Genomic DNA, 14,155 nt, shown 5'->3' on the forward strand with positions numbered 1-14,155 from the left:
GCAGGGGGCGGGGTACGCTGCCGGACCATGAGCACCCCGCCCCCGGTCCTGGTCACCCGGCGCCTCGCCCCCGGCGTCATCGAACGGCTCACCGCGCACCACGCCGTCACCTGCCACGACTCCGACCTGGCGATGGACCGGGCCGCCCTGCTGGACGCCGTCCGCGGCCGGCGGGCCGTGATCACCACCCTGGACGACCGGGTGGACGCCGAGTTCCTCGACGCGGCCGGCCCGGGGCTGGCGGTCGTCGCCAACCACGCCGTCGGCTACCACAACGTGGACGTGGCCGCCTGCGCCGAACGCGGGGTGCTGGTCACCAACACCCCCGGCGTGCTCACCACCGCCACCGCCGACATGGCCTGGGCGCTGCTGCTGGCCGCCACCCGCCGGCTCGGCGAGGGCGAGCGGCTGCTGCGCTCCGGCGCGCCCTGGACCTGGGCGCCGAACTTCCTGCTCGGCATGGAGCTGGCCGGCACCCCGCTGGGCGTGCTCGGCATGGGCCGGATCGGCCAGGCGGTGGCCCGCCGGGCCCGCGCCTTCGACATGCCGGTCGGCTACCACAACCGCCGCGAACTGCCGCCCGAGCAGGCCGGGGGCGCCGACTGGAAGCCGCTGGAGGAACTGCTCGCCACCTCCACCGTGCTGGTCGTCACCTGCCCGTTCACCGCCGACACCCGGCACCTGCTGGACGCCCGCCGGCTCGCCCTGCTGCCGCGCGGCGCGGTGGTGGTCAGCATGACCGCGGGCGTGGTGGACGAGGAGGCGCTGGCCGCCGCGCTGGAGTCCGGCGCGCTGTTCGCCGCCGCGGTGGACAACTTCGAGCGCGAGCCGGCCGTCCCGTCCGCGCTGCTCGCCCAGGAGCGCGCCGTGCTCGCCCCGCACCTGGGCAGCGCCACCGTCCGCACCCGGCAGGCGATGGGCGGCCTGGCGGTGGACAACGTGCTGGCGGTGCTCGGCGGTTCGGCGCCGCTGACGCCGGTGGTCCAGCTCATCTGACGGCCGCTCAGCGCCCCGGACGCCGGTGGAGGTCCGAACCCCCCGGGGCACCCCAGCCGGCCGCCCAGGCCAGCGCGGTGGTCATCACCCGGAACGCCCCGAAGTGCGCGGCGCCGGGCTCCAGGAACAGCTCGGCGTCCGGGATGTGGTCGGCCAGCCAGCGGGAGTGGTCGACCGGCGAGAACTGGTCGTCCGCGCCGTGCCAGAGCCAGGTCGGCACCCGGACCGACCCGACCTCGAACCCCCAGTCGGCGGTGAAGGCCAGCACGTCGTCGATCCAGCCGTCCGCGCCGTGCCGGAACGCCTCCCGGTAGTTGCTCTGGAGCATCCGCCGCAGCCCGCTGTCGGCCACCACCTCCCGGTCGGCGGCGGAGAGTTCGGTGCGCAGCCCGTTCAGCAGCCGGACCGGGTCGTCCTTGATCTGCCGGGAGCGGAACTCCATCGCGTCGGCGATCCGGCCGTGCCCGCGCTCGGCCTCCTTGTAGGCGCGGACGTTGGACGGGGTCATCCCCGCGTACCAGTCCAGTCCGGTCGCGTTGCGCGGGGCCAGGCCGACCAGCACCGCCGCCCGGCTGACCCGCTCCGGCAGCAGCGCCGCGCAGGCCAGCGCGTGCGGGCCGCCGCCGGAGCGGCCGAGCACCGCGAAGTTCTCCAGCCCGAACTCGTCCGCGATGGTCCGCACGTCCGCGGCCGCCGCGCTCACCCGGCGGCCGAACAGCCGGGTCGAGTCGCCGTAGCCGGGCCGGTCGTACGAGATGAGCCGTACGCCCAGCCGGTACAGCACGGTGCTGCGCGGGTGCGGGCCGACCCGGCTGCCGGGCATGCCGTGCAGCAGGAAGACCGGACGGCCGCGCGGGTCGCCGAGGGACTCCACGGCGAGGGCGCGGTCGTCCGCCGTCTTGACCGTCCGTAACGACACCTGCGGCCTCCTCAGTGCTCCGGGTCGGTTGCGTGCTCCCGGTCGGTGGTGGTGCGCACCTCCCGGCGCGCCTGCCAGGTGGTGTGCTCGCGGGAGATCGCGTCCTCGGCGTCCCGGGCCAGGCGGGCCCAGACCTCCTCGGCCTCCATCGACTCCAGGTCCAGCTGGGCGAGTTGGCGCTGGACCTGCGCCAGCTCCTCGGCGGCCAGGGCGTACGCGGCGGCCAGCGGCCGGTACTGGCGCAGCTGCGCCCAGGCGGCGACCGAGGCGGCCACCGCCGACACCGTGCCCAGCGCGTCGTAGCCGAACGCGCCGAGCGCCCGCAGGACGGCGAGCACCAGGCCCAGCGCGGGCAGCAGCACGCCCAGCACCCCGGCCCAGTGCCCGGCGCGGGCGCAGTAGCGGGCCTTGGCGCGGTACCAGTCGTGCTGCAGCCGGATCCGCTCGGCCAGGTACACCTCGCGGCGCACCGCCAGCGGCTGCCCGCGCAGGTCGCGCATCGCCGGGGTGATCTCCACCCCGGCGTCCGGGACGCCCACCGGGGTCTCCCGGAACGCGCCGAGCACCCGGGCGAGCTGGAAGCGGTACAGCCCCTCGGCGTCCGGCAGGGGGCGCGGCGGGGGCTGGTAGGCGTCGGCCCGGACGGCGTACTTCCAGGCCAGCGTCTTCACCGACTCGGCGGCCGCCCGGCCCTCGTACCAGAGGCCCTGCGGGTTCTGCCGGCTGATCACCACGGCCAGCGCGATCGCGCCGAGGTAGGCGGCCGCCGCCGGCCAGGCCCAGGGCTCGCCGTCGGCGGAGCCGGTCGCCGCGGCGACCACCAGCAGGACCAGCTCCCAGGCGGAGAGCAGCACCGAGCGCCGCTGCCCGCGCAGTGAGGCCGCGTCGGCGGCCCAGAAGAACTCGGGCAGCAGGTCCCGCTCACGCACCCACCCGGTCCGTCCCGCAACAGACGCCATGTTCGGCCCCCACCAGTCGCTCCGGTCGCACCGCTCTCCTGCCCCGGGCGGCTCGCCGGTACGCCTGGTGACGGCCGGGGCGGCCGGATGTGGCCGGGAAGACCCGGTGGTTGTCCGGTACTCCCCGTGTTCGGTCCGGCACCCAGCGTGCGGGAGGCGGTGGGGGCGTGCGGCGGCCGACGGGTGTGCGCGGGCGACCTGCCGGTGCGGACCGGCGGGTTCACCCGGGCGGGAGTGCGGCTCAGTAGGTGTAGAAGACCCGCTCGGCGTTCTCGGCCATCTGCTTCGCGTTCCACTCGGTGCCGCCCGGGACGTTGCCGGAGCGGAACAGCGGCGGCGCGGGGCACTCCCCGGCGGCCGCCCGGTCGGCCAGCCGGCCGACCGCCGAGGCGACCACGGCCTGCATCAGCGCGCTGGTCACGATGGTCGAGACCGGGCCGAAGGTGGTCTCGGCGCCAGGGTGGGTCAGCTCGCCGTCGCCGACCGCGATCTTGCTGTCCAGCACCACGTCGCAGTGGTCCTTCAGGTAGGTGCCGGTCGGGTGCGCCGAGGGCACCTCCCGCGGGTACGCGAGCGAGGTCACACCGACGACCTTGAGACCGCGGTCCCGGGCGTACCGGGCCAGCTCGACCGGCATCACCTGGCGGCCGGAGAGCGAGATCACGAACAGCAGGTCCCCGGCGGTCGCCGGGGTCAGGTCCAGGGTGGCGGTGGCCAGCCCGGAGACCCGCTCCAGCGCGCTGGACAGCGGCGCGGGCATCACCGTCACCCCGGCCATCCCGGGCACGTTCAGCAGGTTCACCGGGACCAGCCCGCCGGCCCGGTAGACCACGTCCTGGGCCGGCAGCGCGGAGTGCCCGGCACCGAAGGTGAACACCCGGCGACCTTCGGTCATCGCCTCCGCCAGCAGCGCGGCGGCAGCCTCGATGGTGTCGGCCTCCTCCTCGCGGACCCGCTGGAGGTGGGAGATCGCCGCGTCGAAGTACCGGCCGACCAGGTCGTTCATCTGCTGCCTTCGCTCTCTGCCGGTGGGGGATCCGGCCGGGTGGGGTGGTCCGGGTGGTCCAGACCGCCGGTGGAGAAAGCTTCGGCGAGCACGGTCGCGCCCCGGCGGCATCGTTGTCAACAGGAACAAAACGGGTCCCCGGAGCCCCGGGGCGGACCCGGTTGTCGGTCCGGTACGTCAGAATTGGCGGTGAGGACACCGAAGAACGGAGCCAGCGGCGATGTCTGGGCTGATCGACACCACTGAGATGTACCTTCGCACCATCCTGGAGCTGGAGGAGGAGGGCATCGTCCCGATGCGCGCCCGCATCGCCGAGCGCCTGGAACAGAGCGGTCCCACGGTCAGCCAGACGGTCGGCCGGATGGAGCGCGACGGGCTGCTCCAGGTCGCCGGGGACCGCCACCTGGAGCTGACCGAGGAGGGCCGTCGGCTGGCGGTGCGCGTCATGCGCAAGCACCGCATCGCCGAGTGCCTGCTCGTCGACGTGATCGGCCTGGAGTGGGAGCAGGTGCACGAGGAGGCCTGCCGCTGGGAGCACGTGATGAGCGAGACGGTCGAGCGCAAGGTGCTCGCCATGCTCGGCCACCCCACCCAGTCCCCGTACGGCAACCCGATCCCGGGCCTGGACGAGCTGGGCGACACCAAGGCCGAGGGCGAGGGCTTCGACGCCGGGCTCGTCCCGCTGGACACCGTCAAGCCGGGCGAGGCCGGGGCCGACGTCGTGGTCCGCCGGATCGGCGAGCCGATCCAGACGGACAGCGCGCTGATGAGCACCCTGCGCCGGGCCGGCGTCCGGCCGGGCTCCACGGTCAAGGTGAGCGCCGGCGTCGGCGGCGTGCTGGTCGGCACCGGGGACAACGCGGCGGAGCTGGGCAAGGACATCGCCCAGCACGTCTTCGTCGCCCAGGCCTGAGCCCGTACCGCGCCTGAGTACTCCGGTACGCCGGGTGCTCCGGTACGGCGAAGGGGCCCGCTGCTCCCCGTGCAGCGGGCCCCTTCGTCCTCCCCATCCCCTCCGTCCCCTCCTGTTCCCTCCCGCTTCCCCTCCGTCGCCGCCGCCCGGCTTCCCCGTCCGAGCGCCCCTGCCGGCGTCCCCACACATCGCAATTCCTCCCCTCGGCCGATCATGGCAATCCTTGAGTGCTGTCACTCGTACGAGGGGCTTTGCCGGTTGACCAGCGGGTACACGGAGGCCTTATCCGGACATGCGTATGACGGGCCCCGTCCCCGGTGGGGGACAAGGCCCGTCACTCGCGCGCGTGGTGTCGCGCGGAGCACGCCCTCACCCGATCGGCAGAGGGCGGCTGGTCTCGGGGGCGTCCGACACGCCCGGGGCCGAACGGAGCAGGCCGGATGGCGCGGCTCGGACGGAGTGGGTCGGACGGAGCGGCCCGGGCTCAGCCCACCGGCGCGGGCTGGGCGGCCCCGGCGGTGCGGACCGAGGGCGCCTCGCGGCCGCAGGCGTACGCGAGCGGGCTGATCAGTTCCGCGGCGTCCGGCAGCCAGCGGTTGAGCGCGGTGGGGGAGCGGGCCCACTGGGCGTACCCGACGGAGCCGATCCGGGACGGCGGGGCGACCGTCCAGTCCCCCTCGCCGCGGGCGACCAGGTCCAGCCGGCCGGGCGGCCAGCCGAGCCGGCGGAGCATCTCCGGGAGCCTGGCCGCGACCCCGGGCAGCACCAGGAAGTGCAGCCGCCGCCCGATCCGCCCGGGCGCGGCGGGCTGGACCGCCACCGGTCCGAGCTGGAGGTCCATCCGCTCCATCCGGGCGAGCGCCAGGCAGCCGGCCGTCTCCGGGACGTCCAGGACGTCGAACGAGCGCCCGGTGGGCAGCAGGATCGACGCCTGCGACCGCTCGGTCCACCAGCTCCGCACCGCGCCGGGGCCGGCGCTCGCCTGCCGCGCCCAGTCCGGGTCCAGCGGGTGGGCGCCCGGCAGCGTGCAGCGCCGGTCGCCGCAGGAGCAGCGGACGCCGCCGTCGCCGTCGTCGACCAGCCAGGCGCCCGGGGCGACCTCCCAGTGGCGGGTCTCGGCGTAGCCGACGGCTTCGATGAGTAAGGGGGGCGGAGCGGCCTTCTCGTTCCGGTCCGCGTCGGGGATGTCTTCCACGGGGTGCTCAACTACCGTGCGTGAGGCTGGTTACGGCCCGGAGCCGCCCGGTTGGGTGCATCGCGGCAATGTCACCCGTTCCGGTTAGTCGACCGAGTTGAAGGGCCCGAGGGCAGGCGCAGCGGGGGCGCACAGGAGCATTTACCAGGGCGCAAGGGGGGTGCGGTTCGTCACCGTGGGTATCCCGCTGGCGTTGCTGATCGCTAACCTGGTGTCAGATTCCTTGGACGGTCGGACAGTCGGCAACAGATCAGCAGAATCGTCGCCCGCCGGCCGGGACCGGAGGGTGTGGGGAGGCGAAGCCCAATGGCCGCGAGACCACTCGTCGCACGACAGCCCAACGAGCGTCTGCAGCAACTGATCCAGGAGGCCAGCTGTTCCAATGCCGGCCTGGCCCGCAGGGTCAACCTCTGCGGCGCCGAGCACGGGCTGGACCTTCGGTACGACAAGACCTCCGTCGCCCGCTGGCTGCGCGGGCAGCAGCCGCGCGGGCAGGCGCCGGCCGTGATCGCCGAGGCCCTCGGCCGCAAGCTCGGCCGCAGCGTGTCGGTCGAGGAGATCGGCATGGCGGACGGCAAGAACCTGAGCTCCGGCATCGGGCTCCAGTTCGCGCCGACCATCGGCGCCGCCCTGGAGCAGGTGTGCGAGCTGTGGCGCAGTGACGTCGGCCGGCGGGACTTCCTGACCGGCGCGACGGTCGCCGCGTCCGCGCTGGTGGAGCCCAGCCGGGACTGGCTGATCACCCCGCCGGACCCGGTGGTGGCGCGGGCCGGCGGCCCCCGGGTCGGTCCGACCGACGTGGCCGCGATCAAGGCGACCACCGCGATGCTGGTCGACCTGGACCACCGCTTCGGCAGCGGCCACGTGCGCCCGGTGGTGGTGCACTACCTCAACTCGGTGGTCTCCGGCCTGCTCGGCGGCGCCTACCGGGAGGAGACCGGGCGCCAACTCTTCGCCGCCGTGGCCAGGTTGACCGAACTGGCCGGCTACATGGCGGTGGACACCGGACAGCCCGGGCTCGCCCAGCGCTACTACATCCAGGCGCTGCGGCTGGCCCAGGCCGCCGACGACCGCGGCTACGGCGGCTACGTGCTGGCCGCCTCGATGAGCCACCTGGCCGCCACCCTCGGCAACCCGCGCGAGATCGCCCAACTCGCCCGCGCCGCCCAGGAAGGCGCCCGCTCGGTGGCCACCCCGACGGCGATGGCGATGTTCTACGCCGCCGAGGCCCGCGGCCACGCCCTGCTCGGCGACGCCCGCTCCTGCGAGACCGTGTCGGCCAGGGCGCTGGAGGCGATGGAGAAGCGCCGCCCGGAGGACGACCCGGACTGGATCGCCCACTTCGACGACGCCTACCTCGCGGACGAGCTCGCCCACTGCCACCGGGACCTGGAGCAGGCCGGCCCGGCCGAGCACTACGCCCGGCGGGCGCTCGACCTGCACCCGCCGACCCGGGTCCGGCGCCGCGCGGTGGACCTCGTCCTGCTGGCCACCGCCCAGCTCCAGCAGCGGGACCTGGAACGCGCCTGCGAGACGGGCACCCAGGCGGTCCGGCTGCTGAGCGGGCTGCGCTCCAACCGGGGCGTGGAGTACCTGGACGAGTTCCGGCGCCGCCTGGAGCCCTACCGGGAGCAGCGGGTGGTCCGGGAGTTCCACGCCCGGGCCGACGCCGAGGCGGCCTAACCAGGGGCCGCCGCGGATCGTCTGTGCAGGGAGCGTGACGGATGTCCCGCCCACGTGGTCACCCGGTGAGGCGAACCGGTAGCGTGGGCGCGACGTCCAATGGAACTGTGATGCTCCCAAGAACCGACGAGATGTGGTCCGCCGTCAGTGCGCGGTCCTGCACAGGTGAGGAATCGCGTTGAGTCAGCGCCGCTCGTACCCGAACTCCGGTGACTTCAACCTGGACGACCTGTTCCGCCCCGAGCCCGGCCAGCCCCAGGGCCAGCCGGGCCAGCCGGGCCCGCCGCAGGCCCACTCGGCGGTGCCGCCGCAGGCCCACTCGGCGGTGCCGCCGGTGGGACAGCCGTCCGGGCAGCCGGAGTACCTCGGCGAGGGCGCGCACGCGCTGCCGACCCAGGCCATGCCCGCGCAGCCGATGCCCGGCCAGTCGATGGCGGGCCAGCCGATGCCCGCGCCGAACGCCCCGTGGGGCGCGCCGCAGCCCGGCTACGGCGCCGCGCAGCCCGGGTACGGTGCGCCGCAGCCCGATCCGGCCCCGGAGACCCAGTACCTGCCGCCCTACCCCGGCGGCGACCCGCAGACGGCCGGCTACCCGGCGGCGCAGGCCCAGCCCGGCTACCCGCAGCCGCAGCCCGCGCCCGGCTACCAGGCCTACCCGCCGGCCGCGCAGCCGCAGCCGGCCTACCCGGCGCAGGACTACCACCAGGGCTACGCCCCGGAGCAGGGGCAGGACTACGGCCAGGGCTTCGACGCGACCCAGGCGGGTGGCTCTAGGCGGGGCGGGCGTCCGTCCAACAAGCTGATCATCGGCGGTGTGGTGGCGGGCTGCGCGGCGGCCGGCATCCTGGTCGCCGTCCTGATGAACGGCGGCAGCGAGCCCACGGACGACACCAAGAAGACCGGCCCGGTGGCCGCCACTGCCGGCGCCACCGGCACCGGCGCCCCCGGGACGGCGAGCGCGAGCGGCTCCGGCGCGGCCGTCGACCCGGACGTCAAGGCCCAGGCGCAGCCGCTGTCGGACCTGCTGGGCACCGCGAGCGACAGCCGCAGCTCGGTGGTCTCCGCGGTCGCCTCGGTGCAGAAGTGCGACAAGCTGCCCGAGTCCCAGCAGGCGCTGACCGCCGCGGCCGGCAAGCGGCGCGAGCTCCAGAGCAAGCTCGGCCAGCTGAAGACCGACAAGCTGCCCGGCGGCCAGCAGCTGGTCGACCAGCTCAACGCGGCCTGGACGGCCTCCGCCCAGGCCGACGACGAGTACGCGGCCTGGGCGCAGGACGCCCAGGGCGCCTGCGACGCGAAGAAGCAGGACAACCCGCACTACAAGAACGCCGTCCAGGCCAGCGGCACCGCGACCACCGCGAAGAAGCAGGCCGCCACCCTCTGGAACACGATCGCCGCCCAGAGCGGACTGCCGAACCGGAACGACGGCGACCTCTGAGCGACGGCGACCGCTGAGCGACGGCGGCCCCTGAACGACCGGAGGGGACGGGCCCGAGGGCCCGTCCCCTCTCCGGGCGGCGCGCGTCAGGCCGGCGGACGGCCTCCGGTGAGCGTCCAGCGGATGTCCACGAAGCCCGGCTGCTGCAGGGTCATCCGGCCGTTCCTGACCACCTGGTAGGTGACCCAGGTGTTCACCAGCCGCGGCGACCCGCTGCTGGGCAGCATGTTGGTGGTGCCCCAGTTCAGCGGCGGGGTGATCCCGACGTCGATGACCTCGCCGCCGTCCAGCAGCGAGGAGACGGCCTTCGAGGAGACCGGCTTGCCGGCCTCCGCCAGCTTCTGCACCGCCGTCCGGAACACCTCGTACGCGACCCAGGTGGTCTGCACGCCTGGGTCGGAGACGTCGATCGGGTGCCCGTTGGTGGTGTCGGTGCGCACCACGGCGCGCAGCCCGTCCCAGATCTTCGCCGACTCCGGCGGGTACCAGCTGGTGACGTAGGCGCCGCCGAGCGGGCCCGAGTCGCCGCCGGTGGAGTCCACCACCGACTGCTGGACGCTGCCGATGATCGAGGCGATCCGGGTGTTCTTCGGGTTCAGCCGCCGGTAGGAGTCCAGCAGGTTGCCGGTCGGCTCGGCGGCCAGGGCGCTGGTGACGCAGGTGCCCGGCTCGTCCTTGCCGATCGCCTTGCGGACCACCGGGGTGTAGTCGGAGGACTGCTCGGGCGCCTTGACGTCCGTCAGCCGGATCCCGGCCGGCCGCAGCGCGGTGCCCAGGTAGCCGAGCAGGTTGTCGCCGGCCGGGGTGTCCGGGCGGACCAGGGCGACGGACTTGCAGCCGGCGTCCACCAGCTGGCGGCCGTTGCCCGCGATCAGCGCCGGCATGCCGCCGTCCACCGGGTAGGACAGCGGGCTGGCGAACTCCGGCTGGGAGAGCCCGTAGCCGCCGATCAGCGGGATGCCGGCGCGCTCCAGCACCGGCATGAACGCCTCGCCCCACTGGCTGTACGAGCCGATCACGGCGACCGCCTTGGCGTCCACCGCCTGCTGGGCGCAGGCGCGGGCACCGTCCACGGTGTTGTGCTCGTTGCAGGTGATCACGCGCAGCCGGTGGCCGTTCAGTCCGCCCTTGGTGTTGACGTCCTGGCCGATGGCGGAGGCGAGCGCCGTCATGCCCGGGCGGTCGGCGGAGCCGGTGCCCGCCGGGGCCCAGGTCATCACGGTCAGGTCGCTGCCACTGGTGGAAGCATCGGCCGATCCGCCGCACGCGGAGGCCGAGAAGAGGGTGGGGAGCAGGACCGCGGCGGTGGCGGCGGCTGCGATCGGGCGTCGGCGGCGGCGTCGCACGATCGGGGGACGGGCCTGGAAGGAGTCCCTTCGGCTGGTCATCGGTTTTCCCTCTCTGGGGCGCCCTCCGGCGCACCGGAGCAAGCCAAGCCCCGGCGCCGCAAGCCGAGAGGGCCGAAGTGCGAACGGACGGCAAACGGACGCCGAAATCCGGGGCGGTACGCGTGTAGATCGCGAGTGGAGCACGAACAGACGGGGAACGTACGATCGTTCACCATGTCCGCCAGCACAGATTCTTCGTATCGGTCCACCCGAAACCCTTCTCGTCCGGGCCACCGCTCCAGCACGATGGGCGGCATGCCGCTCAACGACCTGCCCTGGTGGCGCTGGCGAGCCCGAATGCGCTCGGCGCTGCACATGCTGTCCGACCCCGGTTTCCAGCACGAGGCCTGGCTGACCGGCCGGGAGGGGTACGGCGACGTGACCGACGCCGTCTACCGGCTGGTCGAGGACACCTGGCTGGACCACTGGTCGGCCGAGAAGTACGTCGGGACGATCTTCCGCGACGCCGCCGAGGCCGCACTGGTGGACGTCGCGGTGCTGCGGGCCGTGCAGATGCTGCACGAGGTCGGTGCGGACGCGCCGGCCTCGGCCTACCTCGGCCACCCCGGCTGGCCGGAGACCGTCCGGGCCGCCCGCGAGGCGCACGTCGCGATGGCCGTGGGCGACGGGGACGACCCGGACGCGCCGCCGAAGTCGCTGGACGTGCTGCGCATCCTCACCCGGGTCTGACCGCCGGGCGCCGCCGTCCCGCAGTAGCAGCCGCCCCGCGGCAGCAGCCGTCCCGCAGTACGGGCAGCGGGACGGCGCATGTCCGGGATGTGACACGCTGGACCGTCCACGCACGTCACGACCTAGAACGGGATACCCCCAGTGCAGCAGCCGGCCGGCGCCCAGTACGTCCTCACGCTGTCCTGCCCCGACAAGCAGGGCATCGTCCACGCTGTCTCCAGCTACCTCTTCATGACCGGCTGCAACATCATCGACAGCCAGCAGTTCGGGGACGGCGACAGCGGGCTCTTCTTCATGCGGGTGCACTTCTCCGCCCCCGAGCCGGTCACCGCCGACAAGCTGCGGGCCAGCTTCGCCGCGATCGGAGCCTCCTTCGGCATGGACTGGCAGATCCACCCGACCGAGCAGCGGATGCGGATCGTGCTCATGGTCAGCAAGTTCGGGCACTGCCTGAACGACCTGCTCTACCGCACCCGGATCGGCGCCCTGCCGGTGGAGATCGCCGCGGTGGTCTCCAACCACACCGACCTGAAGGACCTGACCGAGAGCTACGGGGTCCCGTTCCACCACATCCCGGTCACCAAGGACACCAAGGCCGAGGCCGAGCAGCGGCTGCTCGACCTGGTCGCCGAGGAGAACGTCGAACTGGTCGTGCTGGCCCGCTACATGCAGGTGCTCTCCGACCAGCTGTGCACCGCGCTGTCCGGCCGCGTGATCAACATCCACCACTCCTTCCTGCCGAGCTTCAAGGGCGCCAAGCCGTACCACCAGGCGCACGCGCGCGGCGTGAAGCTGATCGGCGCCACCGCCCACTACGTCACCGCCGACCTGGACGAGGGCCCGATCATCGAGCAGGAGGTCGCCCGGGTCACCCACGACGTCAGCCCCGACCAGCTGGTCGCGCTCGGCCGGGACGTCGAGTGCCAGGCACTGGCCCGCGCGGTGAAGTGGCACAGCGAGCACCGGGTGCTGCTGGACGGGACCCGTACGGTCGTCTTCGCCTGAGGCGCGGCGCCGGGGCCCTGGGGCCCGCTACGGCCTGGAGAGCAGCGGGAGCGCGTGCAGCACCTCGCGGACGGCGGCCCGGTCGCCGTGGGTGCCGACCGGCAGCCGGTCCGGGTCGCGGTGCGCCGCGGCCAGCTGGCACAGCTCCAGGCCGTCCAGCACCATCGAGGCCACCGGCTCGGTGCCGTCTCTGCCGGCTCTGCCGTCGGTGCTGTCGGAGCCGTCGGTGCGGAGGCCGTCGCCGTCGAGGGGGACCAGCCACTCGCCGCCCGCCGGGCCGTCGACCATCAGCCGCACCCGCCGGGCCGCCTTGACCCCGCCCACCGGCGCGGCTGGCACCCCGGCGAACTCGGGGCGGGCCGCGCGCAGCCCGGCCAGCGCCCGGGGGAGCAGCCGGACCACCAGCTCCACCATCTGCCGCAGGTGCTGCGGCGCCGGCGGGTCGTACGGGTAGGCGACCGCCCGGGCCACGTCCTCGCCGTGCACGAAGCACTCGAAGGCGCGGTCCACGAAGGCGTCGCGCAGCGGCAGCACCGTGAAGCCGTAGTCGACCGGGGTGTTGCCCTGCGGCCGGAGCGCGGCCCCGCGCACCAGGTCGTGGGCCTGCCGCCGCCAGCGGGAGCGCACCGACTGCGGTGCCAGACCGCGCTGGTCGGCGACCAGCCGGGCGGTGCGCGCGGTGATCGCGGCGTACGGACCGCCCTGCGCCGGGACGCGCGGCACCGCCGGACCGGCGGCCGGCTCCTGCGGCGGCACCCGCCGCCCGATCCGCGCGGCGGGCAGGCCCGGGGCGGCCGGCACCGGGTCGGGCAGACCGAGCGCCAGCGCCAGGAAGCCGTCCACCGCGGTCAGGTGGCCGAGCACCTCGGCCGGGCGCAGCCACTCGGTGCCGCCGTGCCAGGGCAGTTCGGCCACCTCCTGCCACTCCTCCGGGCCGAGGTCGCGCAGCAGCGCGTCGAGCTTGGCGGTCTCCGCCGTGTACGGCATCCCCCAGGCGGGGACGGGCAGTTCGGCCGGCCGACGGGCCAGGCACCAGTCGAGCACCTGCTGGCGCAGTGAGCCGGGCTGGTCCAGCGGCTCGTCCAGGGAGAGCCAGCCGGCCGCCTCGCGCAGCCGGGCCGCCTCCTCGGCGCACTCCCGGCAGTCGCGCAGGTGCTGCTCCAACTCGGCCGCCTCGCGGGCCGGGCAGGCGCCGAGGGCCCACGCGCCGAGCAGCGAGCGCAGGGCGTCGTGCTGCTCCTCAGTGCTGCTCACGTCTCCCCGTCCCCGTGCCCGATTCCGTCCCCGGCTCCGTCCTGGCGGGCGCGCTCCTCGGCCAGTTCGGTGGCCAGCAGCTCCAGACCGAGCCGCATCCGCTGCTTGGCGACCTGTTCGCTGATGCCGAGCAGCCGGGCCGTCTCGTGGTAGGTGCGACCGTCGTAGTAGGTCACCGCGATGGTCTCACGCAGGGGTTGGGGCAGGGAGTCGACCACGTACTGCATCCGCGCGGCGGTGGCCACGGCGCGGATCTCGGCCTCCGCGCCCGGTCCGCGGTCGGCGGCCCGCCGCGCCCGCAGCCGTTCGACCGCGCGGTGGTGGGTCAGCGCGCCGAGCCAGGAGCGCAGCGAGCCCCGGGCGGGGTCGAAGTCCTCGGGGTGCTCCCAGACGTGGGCGAAGACCTCCCGGGTGAGCTGGGTGGCGGCGGCCTGGTCGGCCAGTATCCGCCCGGCCAGGCCGTGCACCATCGGCGCGAGCTGGTCGTAGAGTTCGCCGAGCGCCGTCTCCTCGCCGCGGGCGAGGCGGCGCTGCAACTGCTCGTCCCAGCGCGGGGTCCGCTCCGGGGTGGCCATCGGGAACCACCCTCCTGACGGGTTCGCTGGCGTACCCAACGGTATCCCGCGGCCGGGCGGCGCCGGGGGCGATTCCGGCAAGAACGGAACCGTTCCCCACGGATCGCCGTCCTCCTGGACGTGCTCCCCGGTCCGGA

General features: G+C 74.4%; 13 protein-coding genes. 6 read left to right on the forward strand and 7 right to left on the reverse strand.

What is annotated here, in order from left to right; all coding sequences use genetic code 11:
• Positions 1-27 precede the first annotated feature (27 nt).
• Positions 28-996, forward strand: a complete 969-nt coding sequence (locus tag AMK13_RS34050; RefSeq protein ID WP_074005500.1) for a 2-hydroxyacid dehydrogenase — start codon at positions 28-30, stop codon at positions 994-996.
• A gap of 7 nt (positions 997-1,003) precedes the next feature.
• Here AMK13_RS34050 and AMK13_RS34055 read toward each other — a convergent pair whose 3' ends face one another.
• The 3 genes from AMK13_RS34055 to AMK13_RS34065 form a co-directional block, all read right to left on the reverse strand.
• A complete protein-coding gene (locus AMK13_RS34055) occupies positions 1,004-1,915 on the reverse strand; it encodes an alpha/beta fold hydrolase (protein WP_049649964.1) in 912 nt (303 codons plus the stop codon).
• Positions 1,916-1,926: 11 nt separating this feature from the next.
• The gene (locus tag AMK13_RS34060) at positions 1,927-2,844 is read right to left on the reverse strand and encodes a DUF4231 domain-containing protein (protein ID WP_049649965.1); all 918 of its coding nucleotides are present in this window, start codon (positions 2,842-2,844) and stop codon (positions 1,927-1,929) included.
• Between the two features lie 271 nt (positions 2,845-3,115).
• Positions 3,116-3,880, reverse strand: a complete 765-nt coding sequence (locus AMK13_RS34065; RefSeq protein WP_049649966.1) for a sugar isomerase domain-containing protein — start codon at positions 3,878-3,880, stop codon at positions 3,116-3,118.
• A 220-nt stretch (positions 3,881-4,100) separates the two neighbouring features.
• On the opposite strand from AMK13_RS34065, the gene AMK13_RS34070 reads away from it, so the two are divergent.
• Positions 4,101-4,793 carry a metal-dependent transcriptional regulator gene (locus AMK13_RS34070; RefSeq protein ID WP_049649967.1) on the forward strand — a complete coding sequence of 231 codons (693 nt, stop codon included), beginning with the start codon at positions 4,101-4,103 and terminating at the stop codon, positions 4,791-4,793.
• A 484-nt stretch (positions 4,794-5,277) separates the two neighbouring features.
• Here AMK13_RS34070 and AMK13_RS34075 read toward each other — a convergent pair whose 3' ends face one another.
• Entirely contained in the window at positions 5,278-5,988 is a 711-nt protein-coding gene (locus AMK13_RS34075; RefSeq protein ID WP_074005501.1) for a bifunctional DNA primase/polymerase, read from the reverse strand.
• A gap of 306 nt (positions 5,989-6,294) precedes the next feature.
• Between AMK13_RS34075 and AMK13_RS34080 the strand changes: the two genes are divergently transcribed.
• Positions 6,295-7,671: a hypothetical protein gene (locus tag AMK13_RS34080; RefSeq protein WP_049649968.1), complete on the forward strand. Its 1,377-nt coding sequence runs from the start codon at positions 6,295-6,297 to the stop codon at positions 7,669-7,671.
• Between the two features lie 178 nt (positions 7,672-7,849).
• Positions 7,850-9,106, forward strand: a complete 1,257-nt coding sequence (locus tag AMK13_RS34085; protein ID WP_074005502.1) for a hypothetical protein — start codon at positions 7,850-7,852, stop codon at positions 9,104-9,106.
• An 86-nt stretch (positions 9,107-9,192) separates the two neighbouring features.
• Here AMK13_RS34085 and AMK13_RS34090 read toward each other — a convergent pair whose 3' ends face one another.
• Positions 9,193-10,494 carry an ABC transporter substrate-binding protein gene (locus tag AMK13_RS34090; protein ID WP_049649970.1) on the reverse strand — a complete coding sequence of 434 codons (1,302 nt, stop codon included), beginning with the start codon at positions 10,492-10,494 and terminating at the stop codon, positions 9,193-9,195.
• Between the two features lie 255 nt (positions 10,495-10,749).
• On the opposite strand from AMK13_RS34090, the gene AMK13_RS34095 reads away from it, so the two are divergent.
• Both AMK13_RS34095 and purU read left to right on the forward strand, forming a co-directional pair.
• A complete protein-coding gene (locus AMK13_RS34095) occupies positions 10,750-11,184 on the forward strand; it encodes an SCO4402 family protein (protein WP_234348233.1) in 435 nt (144 codons plus the stop codon).
• 141 nt (positions 11,185-11,325) lie between these two features.
• Positions 11,326-12,189 carry a formyltetrahydrofolate deformylase gene (gene purU, locus AMK13_RS34100; RefSeq protein ID WP_181970649.1) on the forward strand — a complete coding sequence of 288 codons (864 nt, stop codon included), beginning with the start codon at positions 11,326-11,328 and terminating at the stop codon, positions 12,187-12,189.
• 27 nt (positions 12,190-12,216) lie between these two features.
• Here purU and AMK13_RS34105 read toward each other — a convergent pair whose 3' ends face one another.
• Positions 12,217-13,443, reverse strand: coding sequence for a zf-HC2 domain-containing protein (locus AMK13_RS34105; RefSeq protein WP_074005504.1), 1,227 nt, complete (start codon positions 13,441-13,443; stop codon positions 12,217-12,219).
• Positions 13,440-14,018, reverse strand: a complete 579-nt coding sequence (locus AMK13_RS34110; protein WP_074005505.1) for an RNA polymerase sigma factor — start codon at positions 14,016-14,018, stop codon at positions 13,440-13,442. Before AMK13_RS34110 ends, AMK13_RS34105 begins: the two co-directional genes overlap by 4 nt.
• Positions 14,019-14,155: the final 137 nt, after the last annotated feature.

Source organism: Streptomyces sp. CB02056 (genome assembly GCF_001905545.1).
Classification (GTDB): domain Bacteria; phylum Actinomycetota; class Actinomycetes; order Streptomycetales; family Streptomycetaceae; genus Kitasatospora.

Coding starts and splice junctions, on each gene's coding strand:
- AMK13_RS34110 (WP_074005505.1), bottom strand. CDS start 14,018: ATGGCCACCCCGGAGCGGACCCCGCGCTGGGACGAGCAGTTGCAGCGC.
- AMK13_RS34090 (WP_049649970.1), bottom strand. CDS start 10,494: ATGACCAGCCGAAGGGACTCCTTCCAGGCCCGTCCCCCGATCGTGCGA.
- AMK13_RS34095 (WP_234348233.1), top strand. CDS start 10,750: ATGCCGCTCAACGACCTGCCCTGGTGGCGCTGGCGAGCCCGAATGCGC.
- AMK13_RS34080 (WP_049649968.1), top strand. CDS start 6,295: ATGGCCGCGAGACCACTCGTCGCACGACAGCCCAACGAGCGTCTGCAG.
- AMK13_RS34070 (WP_049649967.1), top strand. CDS start 4,101: ATGTCTGGGCTGATCGACACCACTGAGATGTACCTTCGCACCATCCTG.
- AMK13_RS34050 (WP_074005500.1), top strand. CDS start 28: ATGAGCACCCCGCCCCCGGTCCTGGTCACCCGGCGCCTCGCCCCCGGC.
- AMK13_RS34065 (WP_049649966.1), bottom strand. CDS start 3,880: ATGAACGACCTGGTCGGCCGGTACTTCGACGCGGCGATCTCCCACCTC.